The following is a 13,174-nucleotide window of genomic DNA, read 5'->3' on the forward strand; positions in this document are numbered from 1 at the left end:
GAGATACCTCAGAGTGCATTTATGAGTGTGCTTAAGCTTGATTCAGGGGATTGATTGCCTCTTTCCAAAAATTAAGCTTATCTTCAAAATTTAGTCTTGCATTTGCAGGACTTGTAGAAGGCAGAGTGATAGTATTTACGGGTATTTGCTTAAAATATCTTTTGTACATCGCCTCTGCCTTTTAAAATTTTGTTTATTATGTATAGTTAATTATAAAAAGTTTGTTTAATTTGCTGATTACAATTTCAAAAAAATATATTATAATATTCCCTGAAGATTTTGATCTATACCAGTCTAAGAATTATTTGTTATTTCAAAATTATTATTTTCAAACTGTTAAATCCAAAAAAATGGTTTTATTTAGTTGGTGTTTTAAAAGGAAAGGAGAGCAATTGGGAGAGAAGGATATTTTAGAAAAGAAACTATTAATGTTTAATGATGTCTTTGCTACCTTTGTTAATGGAGTTATGTTTGATGGTGAGCAGGTGGTTAAAGAAGATGAATTGCTTGACATACCAAGTTGGAGCCAATATAAAGGGGATGACAGCAGATACAGGTTTCAGGACAGGGATGTAGTAAAACTTTGGAAAAAGCAGGAAATAGTTATTTCCTTGATTGGAATTGAAAATCAGGATATACCTGATGAAGACATGGTATTTAGGATACTTTCGTATGATGGAGCATCTTATAGAACTCAATTAGCCAAAAAAGCCAGCAGGAAAAGAAGAAATTTTGAGAGTGCTAAAAATATAGAAATTATGGAAGAAAAATCAGATATTTTTCCTGTAATAACCTTTGTTATATATTATGGTGAAGAAGAATGGAAGCATAAAATTACATTGTATGAAAGGCTTAAATTGGAAGGAACAATAACAAGGTATGTAAGTGATTATAAGGTTAACTTGATAGACTTGAAAAAGATGACTGAAGATGATATAAATAAGTTTAAGAAGGACTTTAGACTCTTGGCAGACTATTTGGCGAATGGAAGTAATCATACTTCGGAAAGTACAGAATTAAATCATCCTGAAGAAATATGTGAACTTATTTTGAAGCTTACAGGTGAAATTGTAACTATACCAGAGGAAAGTGAAGAAGGAGGGAAATCCATGGAGAAATTTTTTGAACCTATGTTTGAAAGAGCAGAAGCAAGAGGTGTAGAAAAAGGAGAGAATTGTCTGGCAAAGTTAATCAGCCTTTTACTGTCAGAAGGCAAGAATGATGCTGTTAAAGATGCTTTAGAAAATGAAGAAAAGAGACATGAACTTTACAAGGAGTATGGAATTTAATAATAGAGTATTTAGAAAGATAATGCCTCTTTCCAAAAATTAAGCTTATCTTCAAAATTTAGTCTTGCATTTGCAGGACTTGTAGAAGGCAGAGTGATAGTATTTACGGGTATTTGTTTAAAATATCTTTTGTACATCGCCTCTGCCTTTTTTCCGTTTAAAAGGATTTTAGAAATACCTTGATATTCTTTTAACAATCCCTCAATATTGTTTGGAATTTCATTCTTAATATCTGAGTCAAGAGAACCTTTGCGATTACCACTATGTACCATATCCCAGAGAGCTATATGGTTTTTAAGAAGGAGTTCACATTTTATAGAATAGTCCTCGCTATAAGTTTCGTTAAAAACAGTAAACATAATTTTCCAGAAGACATTGCGTGGATGTGCATAATATTGAACCTGTTTTAGAGATTCTTCACCCGGAAGAGAGCCAAGAATCAGGATTTTTGAAGATGAGTTGATAAGTGGGGGAAAACTGTATTTTGTCATAAAGATCTCCTTTGAATTGATAGTAATAATATAACAGAGAAAAAGAACAGGTGCAAGAAAATAAGAGGAAATATAATGTATTGTAGACAATACAAAAACGAATCAAAATTGTCTTATTCACAAGAAAGGAGTTTTCCTTATTCATTTAAGGAATATTTGACTGCAAAGGGGGAAACTAAGGATTTATATTGTAATTACTAACAGTGAAGAGGCAGAGTTTGAATATGAGGGGATAAAAGTTAAGGTAATACCTATGTGGAAGTGGATATTAAAAGAGAATATTTGTGATTAAATAATAGAGATTGTAAAAACAGTCGTAAATTGAATAAAATAAACAAATATAGCCTAGTTATTTAGAAAATTAGAAAACAATTAGGCGTATTCACGAAATATAAAAAATATCAAAAAATTATCATAGAGTGGTTGATATTCGTTCATAATTATGCTATAATAATACTGTGAGAAACAAAAAACTGCAACAAGACTGCACATTGACAACTAAATACCAAGTCAGTAAAACGGCTGGACACCTAAATATGCGGAGGACTCGGAAAAAGGACACATATGCTAAACTTTATTTTAAATTAACTTACATAGAGTATAGCATATATCTGTATTTTGTCAAGTGCCTTGAAAGGAGAAGTATATGAAATACTTTACGATCACACTAGAGACTAGTTCGGAAAAAATCAAAAAATTTGCCAAAGAAAACGATGTAGATGCCTATTATGGCGAAAGGGATAATATTTTATATGAATTGAACCGTATGCTATATAAAAATATGGAAAATGACATTTTTTTCTTTATATATAGATATAACGAAGAAAAAAATGCAGAGAAAGTTTTGGCTACATTTTCGTATGATAATAACAAATTATCTTATGATAAAGCTTATAGCCATATAGTGAACCGGTTAAAGGAGTATGGCATAAGCGAGATAGCAGAAGCACCATCCGAAATTACAATGACAGATTACTTTGGATTTTATAACGAAGGAGATAGAAGAGGCTATGTATACAGGACAATCATTAAGATGCAGGATGAAATCTACGAACTGTTAAGGAGCTACACTGATGGTTCACTTACACAAAATGAAAAATTTTATTATGGATATGAGGAAAGATTGGTTCGTATAAATAATGAACAAGAAGACTTTATCTATGATAAAAAACTTAAAGAAGAGCTGGAGAATATAGAGTTCCATAGCAATGTTTCTGATCATCAGGGAAATATAGCCCATTATTTTGTTGCAGCCAGAAGCAATGAAGCGGCTTTTAGCATTACTGAAAAGCTCTTGGAAAGCCTGTTAAAGGCAAAAAGGATAACGAACAGGAGAGTTTCTGTTATAACTGAAATAAGTCCTAATGCATGGAAGCGCAACAACCATCTTGATACAATAATAGAGACTAACAAAGGCGGCAGCATAGTTTTTGACCTTTCTGAGAGGTTTGGAAACAGCCCTACAGAGTATGCACAAGTATGCAAATATATAGAAGGGCTTGTAAAAAAGTATAGGAAAGATATTCTTTTTGTATTCACCTACAATATAGATAATCCCGGTTTTTCATATTATCTTCTCCCTAACTTAGCCCAATATATAATGTCTGTAAACCTGAGAGAAGGAACTGCCGACAGGAAAGGTGGAATCAAATACCTGGAAAGCCTTATTAAAGACTCTGAGTACAAAAAATATGCTTATCAGGCAGGAGAATATTTGGAGAATTATCCTGGCGACAAATTTACGCAGACGGATATAATAAGGGCTTATGACCGCTTTGAAGCATGGTGCCTTAATAAGAACATAATTAAAGCATATACCTTTGGCAAAGAGGAGTTTATGCTTGACAGAGATGAGAATGCAGAATCTGCTTATGAAAAACTTCAGAGCCTTATAGGACTTAAAACAGTAAAAGAGCAGATAGATAGCATAATAGCAGCTTACTGTGTGGAAGCAGAACGAAAAAAGTGCAGAGGCATTAACTTTAAGTCATCTTCAATGCACATGATTTTTGGAGGCGATCCGGGTACAGGCAAGTCTGTGGTAGCTAGGTGCATAGCAGGCATTGCTAAAGAAAAAGGTGTAATAAAGAGCGGAATTTTTGTGGAGACCAGTGGAGTAAAATTAACCGGGCTGGGATGTGAATTTGGTATAAGAGAGGCTTTTGAAGCGGCTAAAGGTGGTGTACTTTTCATTGATGAAGCATATGCTCTTACAAGTGAGACGGCTACTACAACCTTGCTGCAGGAAATTGAAAATAGAAGAGAGGAGGTAATAGTGATACTAGCCGGTTATAGCGGCAGAATGAAAGGGTTTTTAGAACAGAATGAAGGTCTAAAGAGCCGTATCCCATATTGGGTGGATTTTCCAAACTATTCGACAGAGGAGCTTACAGAGATATTTGAGCTGATGCTGAAGGAAAGGGACTTTACAGCGGCAGAGGAGGCTGTTAAAGAAGCATCTTATATTTTTGATAAAGTAAGATATACAGAAAACTTCGGCAATGGACGCTTTGTTCGCAATCTTTTTGAAAGCAGCATAAAGAACCAGTCAGTGAGGCTGCTAAAAGAAAAGGGAAATATAGAAAACATAGGGAAAGATGACCTTTTTATCCTTGAAAAAGTGGATATATTTATGCCGGGTGAGAATCTAAAAAAGGAAAGAGTACCCGGTACTGCGCTGAAGGAACTTGAAGCTATGGTAGGGCTTGAATCAGCTAAAGCTGTAATAAAAAAGGCGGTTGCAGGGCTTAAGCTTAGAAAACTTTACAGGGAAAGAGGAATAAAACAGCCAAGGCCTGCTCTTCATCTTACATTTACAGGCAGCCCCGGTACAGCGAAAACAACAGTTGCAAGGCTTTTAGCTGAGATATTAAAAGATGAGAAAGTCTTGCCTTCGGGGAAGTTTATAGAATGTGGCAGGGCAGACCTGGTAGGTACTGTGGTAGGCTCTACGGCAAAGATAGTCAAAGACAAGTTTAGGCAGGCTGAGGGTGGAGTCCTTTTCATAGATGAGGCATATAGCCTTGTAGAGAATGCAAAGAATGGCTTTGGCGATGAGGCTATAAACACCATAGTACAAGAGATGGAGAATAAGCGTGAAAAACTGGTTGTGATTTTTGCAGGCTACGATAAGCCGATGGAGAAATTCCTTGAGAGGAATCCCGGTATGAGTTCCAGAATAGCTTTTAAGGTGAAATTTGATGACTACACTGAGGATGAACTTCTTGATATAGCAAAGCTTATGGCCTCAAAAAATGGTATAACTATTACAGAAAAAGCTATGGAAAAGCTTAGAAATATCTGCAAAAAAGCAAGGACTAAAGAGGGCTACGGCAATGGCAGGTTCATAAGAAAAATCCTTGAAGAATCGCAGATGAATATAGCTGAGAGGCTGTATGGACTGACTCCTGATGAGATTACTGAGGAAATGCTTACAGTGATTGAAGCGGAGGACATAACAGAGCCGAAAGAAGAAGAAACTGAGACAAGAAAGCTTATAGGGTTCTGTGCTTAGGTAAAACCTAATGTTAAAAATATAACAAATTAAAAATGAGCAGAGTAAAGAGAAAATGGGTAAACATACTTGTTTTCTCTTTTGCTTTGCTACAAACAGATTGAAGGGAGACCAATATGAAAATAATCGAATGGAATATAAATCAAAGAGCTAGTAAAGAAACTGAAATAAAAGATTGGGTGATTGAGGAGATTAAAAAGACAGAAGCAGATATAATTGTACTTACTGAATTTAAAAGGACTGAAAAGTGGAAAGAAAAACTGAGTAAGTTATCATGGTATTACATATTTAATAATAGCATTGAAGAGGAGCATGGAAATGAAATTCTTATTGCAATGAAAAGAGATTATAGCTTTATTGAAAAGAAGGAAATATTTGATGATGGAATGGGAGACTTTTTACAGATAAAAGTGGTATGTTGCGGTAAAGAGTATACGATTATTGGATATAGAAGCAGAATTTTAGTCGATGGTTACAAAGAAGATAAGACAGCAAATGCAGAGTTTAAGAAAAAGCAGTTTGAAAACTTGAATAAATATTTACAGGAATTACCTGATGATGAAAATGTTATAGTAGTAGGGGATTTTAATTTTACGGGAAATTATGTAAAAGAAAATGAGACAGAGTATCCGATTGCAGAAGGATATAGCATTAAGTCGCCTCAGTTTAATGAAAATGCTTTGTGTAAATGGAGCTTTGTTCATCATAATAAAAGCAGGGTTGCAATAGATTTTGCAATTTGCAAAAATGTATATGTAAAAGATACCCACTATTCTTGGGATTATCTGGACAGGATTGATAAAAAGCCTGAAGACTGGAAGAGTGAATGCAAAGGAACTCCAGACCATGCAATGTTAGTTTTAGAAGTTAAGTAAATAAGTGAAGATGATGATAAATATTTAAAGGAGGCTTATATGCGTTTACTAATTGATACAGAAGATAATTTGCACATGGCGTATGGTCTGCCCTGGGTATATGATGGGGACTGCTTTAACTTCAAGGCACCTGAAAAAAGAGTTTTAAGCGAAACAGAGATAGAAAATCCAGAAGAAGTGCAGACGCTGGTAATTAACTGTGACTTAGAAAGCTATGATTTTATAAGCAAGATGAAAAATCTGACACAGCTCTACATTTATAAAGGCAAAAATGTAAAAGATTTAGACTTTCTTAAAGACCTTGTAAGGCTAGACCACTTCTATCTTGCAGGCTCAAAAGTACCGTCACTTAAAAGTCTTGTGGAACTGATACAGTTGAAGGAGAAACTTTATCTGAAAGAAGTAGAAGAGGGAGGAGATGAGATGGATACAAGGTTGTATTATACTTTATCCTGTGTGCACATCATATCAGATGCTTATGAAGGAGATGGAAGTGAGCTTTTAAATAGAAATATTTGCCATTATGATTTATCAGTAAATGATAACAGAATTGAACCAAAGCCAAGAAGGAGATTTGTTTCTGGGAGAAAAAGAAGAAATCTTGAGTAAATTTACCTGATGAACAGAGTGGAGAGAAAACGGAGAATTTGTACTCGTTTTCTCTTTCACTTTGTGGTATGATGGAGGGGAAGTGAAAAAAGATGGAGGAGAAAGATGGGAAGTACAGAAGATACATGGAAAAAGTTTTGTGCAAAAAGTTTGTATGAACAATTAACCGAAAATTTATTTATAGAAGCCTGTGATGATGCACAAGGAAAAGATAATGTGTTTTATTATTTAGAAGATAAAAAAAATAGCAATCTTTTGGATAAATGCTTTTGTGCTGTATCTAGCTATAAAGAATATAAAATATATAAAGACGCCTCATTTATAATAAGAAAGAATGGTAATGATGGGTATAATGATTTTACAGTATTTGCAGGGAGAAGTGCAAAATTTCGTCTTGAAAATGAAGATATAAAGCTATCTGGAGAAGTTTTGAATAACTCTACCTATATACTTACAAAATATAAAACAGATATTGGTGACAATGGCGATAAGAAGAAATTTTCTGAACTGTCTAAAATGTTTTTTCATTTAGTAACAACAGTAGGTAATATTATGCCATGGCCTATTGGATTTAATCCTCGTACTGGAGGTAGGCTTGATATATTTCAATACAAATTTAGCGATTCTGGTAAAAGCAATTATTGGAATTTACATGATAAGGATAAACAAAAAGAAAATTCTAAGTGGGTTGAAATAGTTATTGATAAAGGAAATATAGATAAAAGGCAGTATAAAGAAATAGAGTTGTGGAAAAAAAGTTTGGTTAATGTCCATTATTTACAGGACTTTGTCAATGAGAATGAAACAGAAGCACTTATATTTTATGATGAAACAATAACAGATTCAAATATAAGGTGGAATCTGTATTTTTACCGAGCATCAAAAGCAATAATGAAAAGAAGTTATAGAATCTTAACTAAGGAAGATCCCAATAAAGATGGTAAATCTAAATTTGATATAGAATTTAGTAAATTTTGCAAGAAATATGAAGTAGAGGAAGATGTAAACAATTTAACAAAATACTTTAATAATAAAATAAAAGAAATAAAAAATGAACTGGAAGAAATGAAAGCATTGATAGAACAACTATAAGGAGCAAGGCATAAAAGAAAAATGAAACTTCTACCTAGGCACAAATCCCTGCCCCAAATTCTCTATCCATTCTTAAGCGATTACCGAAAAGTATATGAAATTAGATTTTTGGCATAGAAAATAATATTATAAAGAAAGGAATTTAGTTATGGAAAGAATACAGTTTTATCCAAGTGATGAGCTTAATGCAGCACTTAGAAAAGATAGTGAAAAAAAAGGAGTGAAGGTAAGTGTAATAGTCACAGACATTTTAAATGCTTATTATAACCTTAGTGATGAAAAAGAAGGCAAAATATCAGAAGCTGATATAGAAGACATAGTATTTAAGGAAATATCAGAATATATAAATGACCCTGCTAATGTGGAAAAAGAGTTTGAACTAAGCGAAATATCGCCTACATTTCATAATATATACATGACTTATGCAGGAGAGCCTAGGACACTAAGGGCAAGGCTTGGCAAAAAGTTTTTTAAGCTGGTGGAGAAAGGTGAAGGAGAATATAGTAAGGTAAGGCAGGTAATGACTAAAAAAGGAACACCCAAAAAAAGTCTTGAAAATAGGTCGGCAATGTATAAAGTTGTAATTGAATAAAATAGACAAATATAAAAAAGCTAAAAGAGGGTTAATTATACTCTCTTTTAATGTTATAATAATAGTATAAATAACAAACCTACACATTGACAATTAAATACCGAATTAGCAAAATGGCCGGACACCTAAATAAATGGAGGACTCGGAGAAAAGATATGAACGCAAATCCTTTTTATGTGTAATAGTTAAATTTTTTATTTGTAACATATATCCTCCCGGTAAAAAAGTCTATCTCAGTTTTCTTGAAACAGACTGCAATCTTCTTAATGAGGCTCTTAAGAGTATAGAAAAATGCCACAATCAACCTATGATGAAATAATAGAGAAGTATGTTGAATAATATTTATTTAGTAACTTATTAACCAAGATATATGTAGTTGTGTATCTAAAAGACATTATACGAGGAGAAAATATAAAATGAAATTAAAAAAATATGTTAAAACAGCCTTATTATCATCAATTCTTGCTTTAGGACTTAGCGTTTCAGCCTTAGAAACAGGAGCTTTAGACGGTAGTGTAATCAAGGTATATGCAAAAAAGAAAGCGGTTAAACCGGCTAAAAAGAAAGTAAAGAAAGATAAAAAAGTATTAAAGTATTTCGAGGCTGTAGTGGAAGGAGAGAGCGAGTATGGAACTGACTTCTACACAGATAGTAAGAATAATAAAATATATATTTCAGTAGAAGATTTTTTCAGTAATTTAAAAGGAACAGCCAAAGAAGCAAAAATAAGTGTAAATACAAAGAAAAAAATAGTAAAGGTAAATCTAGGGAAAAAATATAAGGATAAATCCAACCATATTTATTTACCTAAAAGTATTTATGGAAAGCCTGAAAATATAGAGTTAGATATAGATGGAGATAAGATAGAAGTTAAAGGATATGTTGTAAAGTCTGACTCTTACTGGTCAAAGGATAAGGTATTATATGCAGACTTTGACGAATTGGCAGAAAAGCTTGATTTAGTTTATGCTAAGGACATGGCAAAGAAAAAATACTTGCTGTACACAAAACTGCCTGAGAATGTAGTGGAATTAAAATCAGATAAGCCACCTATTGAAGGTTATGTTCATTATAGAACTACAGCCATTGGAGGTTATGATATAAATGGAAGAATGGTTCATTATAGAACTACAGCCATTGGAGATTATGATATAAATGGAAGAATGGCAAGTCCAATTCAAAATTGTTTATATGAAGAAGCTGGAAATCTTGTAAGGTTTGAAGCAATAGATGAATATAATGATGAAGAGGATAAAATAATAAGAGTAATAAGTATAAATTGGTATGATGCTTTAGGAAAAAATATAGAATCCAAAGAAATCCCTTTTCAAGGCGAAGAATTTGGTGGCTTTTACAAGGGTGAAGAGTACAATTACCTTATTTTCGGAAATAATAATAAGGAAAAAAGTGACAGTAAAGAGGTCGTAAGGATAGTTAAATATGACAGGGAATTTAATGAACTTGGGACTCTTTCCGTAAATGGAGCTTACACGGTATATCCTTTTGCTTCTGGTTCTTTAAGATGTGCAGAGATAGGAGAAAAAATACTCATACATACTGCAAAAAAAAGATATGACGAACATCAAAGTCAGCTTACAATAGCTTTTAATGAAGATACAATGTCACTTCTTAATGCAGATGATTTAGGTGCGTTTCAGCGAAATCATGTAAGTCATGATTTTAATCAGTTTGCCATGGCTGACGGAAATGAATTTATAGTGGTAGACCATGGTGATGCATATCCAAGAAGTATAAAGGTTAGCTGGCTTAGGACGGAAAGTATGTACACAGGAGAAAGAGATTGGTATAATACAAGAAAAAGAGGGTTGTTCTCACCTTCAAAGGAGAAAGAAATACTTAATATTCCGGGAGAAATCGGAGCAAACCAAACCGGAGTTTCTATCGGTTCTGCCTTACATACAGCGAATAAAGTACTTGTCGGAGTGAATAGGATTGACTATTCAAAAGCAACAGGCTTTGATAGCTTTAATATTACAGGTAAAGATGTAGATAAAAGAGATGTGATACTTTATTCTCTGGATAAAAATACCTTAGAAGTAATTGAAAATAAATATACGGATTATACTTTAGACAAGAATACTACTTATACTGCTCCTAAGATGGTGAAACTTGATGAAACAAGAATCATGCTGATTTGGAATAAGCTAAATTTTAACACTTATAAAAGTGTATTACAATATCTGATTGTTGATGAAAACGGAAATAAGCTTTCTGAAATAAAAACTTTGGAAGATATGAAAATAGCAGATGAAGCTCCAATTATTTACAATGGAAAGGTAGTATGGAGTGAGTATAAAAAAGGCAGACTGATACTTAATTCCATACCACTAGAGTAATGTATTTAAAGTATTTTGAAGTGATAATATTGAATGTAAGCTTTTTAAGCGAACGCAAATTCCGGCATTCGCTTTTTCAGACTTTTTGCAAATGAAAAAGAGGGTGAATTGGAGTTAAAGATAGCTTAATTAAATTTTGAGGAGAGCAAGAAATAAATTATTATTTATATTTTGAGGGTTATATGGTAGGATTGAGAAGTAGAAAATATAATTTGGAGGTGTAGAGAGATGGGAGAGAATGAGTTGAATGCAAAAGAATTATATAAACTTACTGAGAGCTTGTATGATGAGAATATTGATTCATTAAAGTGGCTACTTAATAAGAAAAATAAAGGGAAATTAGATAAAAGTAAAAAAGCAATCTTAAGTTATAAAGAGTATAATAATTATAAGGAAAAAAGTGAACATATTATATTTTTAGATGCCAAGGATAAAGTAATATGTTTAAAAGGTGAGGTTTTAAATGCATTTAATCAATTATTTAGAAAATATATTAACAGTATTAAAACAATAGAAGGAGAAGTAAAAGAGTCTGAGTATTATATTGATTGGGATAAAACAGAACAAAAATATTCTGGAGTAAAAAATGAAATTGAAGTACATATGTTTACACGCAAAATAGGTAATAGTAGTAACGAATGTTCGCAAAAAATACAAATATCCAATTTGGCGAAAATGTACTTTCATTTAACGACAACCGTTGGAAATGTTATGCCTTGGCTTAATGGTTTTAATCCTAATGGAGGTCTTGACATAGTTCAGTATAAATTTCCAAAGTGTTTAGGTTTGTATGAATGGATAAAGTTTGTGGGTAATGAACAAATAGGAGATGAAAATGAAGATGAAAAGGAAAAACGTGAAACACATGGACAAAATGAAAGAAAAGAATGGATAAGAAATTTTGTTGATAATCATTACTTACAAGATTTTGTTTTCAAAAATAATGGTAGTTTTGAGGCAATTAAATTTCTTGATCTAGATACATTAGAAGATCTGAGAAATAAATTAAAAGAAGAAAAAGGTAAAAAAGCAATAGAAGAAATATGGAATCTTTATTTTTACCGAGCATCAAAAGCTATAATGAAGAGAAGTTATAGAATATTAACAAAGAAAAATCTAAATGAAGATGACAAAGGTGAATTTGATAAAGCTTTTATTAAATTTTGTAAAGAATGTGAAATTGAGAAAGAATTAATAGCATTAAAAACATACTTAGTTGAGCACAAAGAACAGGAAATAAAAAACAATGAAATAGGAGAACTGGAAGAATTGATAAATAAACTAGGGGATTCCCAAAATGAGACTACTAATTAAGACAGAAAATAGTGGTACAAGATGAAATGGGGAGTAACCCTTGTACCAACAGGTTTTCCACTATTTCTTATATTTTAACTTGCAATAATAATTATTATATGTTAAAATATACTTTGCGTAAAAATGCAATGGCATTTATGCAAGAACAATTAAATCATGCCTGTTTTATACTGATGGTGCCCGATGGGTATGGCAGTTAAACGCTGAAACAGGCAGAAGAAAAACCATGGAGGTAGAAAAATGAGCGTTATTTCAATGAAGCAGTTACTTGAGGCAGGTGTACACTTTGGACATCAGACAAGAAGATGGAACCCTAAGATGGCTCCTTATATCTATACCGAGAGAAATGGTATCCACATCATCGACTTACAGAAGTCTGTAGGTATGGTTGACTCTGCTTACGAGGCTTTGAAGAATATTGTGGCTAATGGTGGAACTGTTCTTTTTGTAGGAACAAAGAAGCAGGCTCAGGAGGCAGTTAAGGAAGAGGCTATCCGTTCAGGTATGTACTTTGTAAATGAGAGATGGCTTGGTGGTATGCTTACCAACTTCAAGACAATTAAGAGCCGTATTGCAAAGCTTAAAGAGTATGAGAAGATGAGCGAGGATGGAACATTTGATGTACTTCCTAAGAAAGAAGTTATTCAGATAAAGAAGGCTTGGGATAAGCTTGAGAAGAACCTTGGTGGTATTAAGGAAATGAAGAAACTTCCAGATGCTATTTTTGTAGTAGATCCTAAGAAGGAAAGAATCTGTATTCAGGAAGCACATGCGCTTAATATTCCACTTTTCGGTATTGCAGATACTAACTGTGATCCTGATGAACTTACATATGTAATTCCTGGTAATGATGATGCAATAAGAGCTGTAAGACTTATAGTTGCTAAGATGGCAGATGCTGTTATCGAGGCTAATCAGGGTGAGCAGTTTGTAGAAACAACAGAAGAAGTTGTAACAGAAGAATAATTAGTTTAGATATAGATAAAAGCAAATAGGAGGACGAAAAAAATGGCAGCAATTACAGCAGCTATGGTTAAAGAG

General features: G+C 32.9%; 11 protein-coding genes. 9 read left to right on the forward strand and 2 right to left on the reverse strand.

Annotated elements, in window-relative coordinates:
* Positions 1 to 31: 31 nt before the first annotated feature.
* Positions 32 to 169: a hypothetical protein gene (locus ACTTG8_RS08535; protein WP_442561698.1), complete on the reverse strand. Its 138-nt coding sequence runs from the start codon at positions 167 to 169 to the stop codon at positions 32 to 34.
* A 223-nt stretch (positions 170 to 392) separates the two neighbouring features.
* Here ACTTG8_RS08535 and ACTTG8_RS08540 point away from each other — a divergent pair, with 223 nt between their 5' ends.
* Complete coding sequence (locus tag ACTTG8_RS08540; protein WP_442561699.1) at positions 393 to 1,289, forward strand: Rpn family recombination-promoting nuclease/putative transposase; 897 nt, start codon at positions 393 to 395, stop codon at positions 1,287 to 1,289.
* 11 nt (positions 1,290 to 1,300) lie between these two features.
* Here the strand turns inward: ACTTG8_RS08540 and ACTTG8_RS08545 are convergent, their stop codons facing one another.
* Positions 1,301 to 1,780: a DNA-deoxyinosine glycosylase gene (locus ACTTG8_RS08545; RefSeq protein WP_442561700.1), complete on the reverse strand. Its 480-nt coding sequence runs from the start codon at positions 1,778 to 1,780 to the stop codon at positions 1,301 to 1,303.
* A 646-nt stretch (positions 1,781 to 2,426) separates the two neighbouring features.
* Between ACTTG8_RS08545 and ACTTG8_RS08550 the strand changes: the two genes are divergently transcribed.
* From ACTTG8_RS08550 to rpsB, 8 genes are all read left to right on the forward strand, one after another.
* Positions 2,427 to 5,294: an AAA family ATPase gene (locus ACTTG8_RS08550; protein ID WP_442561701.1), complete on the forward strand. Its 2,868-nt coding sequence runs from the start codon at positions 2,427 to 2,429 to the stop codon at positions 5,292 to 5,294.
* Positions 5,295 to 5,410: 116 nt separating this feature from the next.
* The gene (locus tag ACTTG8_RS08555) at positions 5,411 to 6,169 is read left to right on the forward strand and encodes a hypothetical protein (RefSeq protein WP_442561702.1); all 759 of its coding nucleotides are present in this window, start codon (positions 5,411 to 5,413) and stop codon (positions 6,167 to 6,169) included.
* A 39-nt stretch (positions 6,170 to 6,208) separates the two neighbouring features.
* Positions 6,209 to 6,778 (forward strand): hypothetical protein, encoded by a 570-nt coding sequence (locus tag ACTTG8_RS08560; protein WP_442561703.1) that lies wholly within the window; start codon positions 6,209 to 6,211, stop codon positions 6,776 to 6,778.
* Between the two features lie 105 nt (positions 6,779 to 6,883).
* On the forward strand, positions 6,884 to 7,870 hold the full coding sequence (locus ACTTG8_RS08565; protein WP_442561704.1) for a hypothetical protein: 987 nt from the start codon (positions 6,884 to 6,886) through the stop codon (positions 7,868 to 7,870).
* Between the two features lie 148 nt (positions 7,871 to 8,018).
* Positions 8,019 to 8,462, forward strand: a complete 444-nt coding sequence (locus ACTTG8_RS08570) for a hypothetical protein (protein ID WP_442561705.1) — start codon at positions 8,019 to 8,021, stop codon at positions 8,460 to 8,462.
* A gap of 416 nt (positions 8,463 to 8,878) precedes the next feature.
* Entirely contained in the window at positions 8,879 to 10,819 is a 1,941-nt protein-coding gene (locus ACTTG8_RS08575) for a hypothetical protein (protein ID WP_442561706.1), read from the forward strand.
* Positions 10,820 to 11,047: 228 nt separating this feature from the next.
* Positions 11,048 to 12,133 (forward strand): hypothetical protein, encoded by a 1,086-nt coding sequence (locus ACTTG8_RS08580; RefSeq protein ID WP_442561707.1) that lies wholly within the window; start codon positions 11,048 to 11,050, stop codon positions 12,131 to 12,133.
* Between the two features lie 240 nt (positions 12,134 to 12,373).
* Positions 12,374 to 13,099 carry a 30S ribosomal protein S2 gene (gene rpsB, locus ACTTG8_RS08585; protein WP_442561708.1) on the forward strand — a complete coding sequence of 242 codons (726 nt, stop codon included), beginning with the start codon at positions 12,374 to 12,376 and terminating at the stop codon, positions 13,097 to 13,099.
* Positions 13,100 to 13,174: the final 75 nt, after the last annotated feature.

The sequence above is a fragment of the Catonella sp. genome (genome assembly GCF_052173895.1).
Lineage (GTDB): Bacteria > Bacillota > Clostridia > Lachnospirales > Lachnospiraceae > Catonella.

What these genes read in the sequence shown, in the direction of transcription:
- ACTTG8_RS08535 (WP_442561698.1), bottom strand. Translation starts at nt 169, where the DNA reads ATGTACAAAAGATATTTTAAGCAAATACCCGTAAATACTATCACTCTG.
- ACTTG8_RS08545 (WP_442561700.1), bottom strand. Translation starts at nt 1,780, where the DNA reads ATGACAAAATACAGTTTTCCCCCACTTATCAACTCATCTTCAAAAATC.
- ACTTG8_RS08550 (WP_442561701.1), top strand. Translation starts at nt 2,427, where the DNA reads ATGAAATACTTTACGATCACACTAGAGACTAGTTCGGAAAAAATCAAA.
- ACTTG8_RS08555 (WP_442561702.1), top strand. Translation starts at nt 5,411, where the DNA reads ATGAAAATAATCGAATGGAATATAAATCAAAGAGCTAGTAAAGAAACT.
- ACTTG8_RS08560 (WP_442561703.1), top strand. Translation starts at nt 6,209, where the DNA reads ATGCGTTTACTAATTGATACAGAAGATAATTTGCACATGGCGTATGGT.
- ACTTG8_RS08565 (WP_442561704.1), top strand. Translation starts at nt 6,884, where the DNA reads ATGGGAAGTACAGAAGATACATGGAAAAAGTTTTGTGCAAAAAGTTTG.
- ACTTG8_RS08570 (WP_442561705.1), top strand. Translation starts at nt 8,019, where the DNA reads ATGGAAAGAATACAGTTTTATCCAAGTGATGAGCTTAATGCAGCACTT.
- ACTTG8_RS08575 (WP_442561706.1), top strand. Translation starts at nt 8,879, where the DNA reads ATGAAATTAAAAAAATATGTTAAAACAGCCTTATTATCATCAATTCTT.
- ACTTG8_RS08580 (WP_442561707.1), top strand. Translation starts at nt 11,048, where the DNA reads ATGGGAGAGAATGAGTTGAATGCAAAAGAATTATATAAACTTACTGAG.
- rpsB (WP_442561708.1), top strand. Translation starts at nt 12,374, where the DNA reads ATGAGCGTTATTTCAATGAAGCAGTTACTTGAGGCAGGTGTACACTTT.